At 69.2% G+C, this 295-nt stretch carries 1 pseudogene; it reads right to left on the bottom strand.

Annotated features, from left to right (window positions below):
- Nucleotides 1–295: pseudogene (locus ADK60_RS27465) on the bottom strand (condensation domain-containing protein); the annotation flags it as partial.

Here is a 295-nt window from a genome sequence, read left to right as displayed (position 1 = left end):
AACCAACGCGCGCAGGACCGTCGACCAGCCGTCCAGCAGCTCCCGGACCTCCGCCTCCGCGAACAGCGCGCCGGGCCAGGACACGCTCACCACCAGGTGGGGACCGTCGGCACGGTCCTCGGTCATCGCGTTGATCGTCAGCGCGTGCCCCATCGGCATCTCGCGGTCGATGCCGCTGTCCACCCCGAAAGGCGTGGGTGACCATTCGGCTTCGGTGTTGTCGCCGGTGAAGCGGCCGAGGTAGTTGAAGACGATCTCCGCGCCGGCCTTCTCCTCCAACTCTCCCAGGCGCGCG

The organism is Streptomyces sp. XY431 (assembly GCF_001279805.1).
Taxonomy (GTDB): domain Bacteria; phylum Actinomycetota; class Actinomycetes; order Streptomycetales; family Streptomycetaceae; genus Kitasatospora; species Kitasatospora purpeofusca.
Note: the sequence above shows the minus strand (reverse complement) of the source record. Positions and strands in the feature narration are given on the sequence as shown.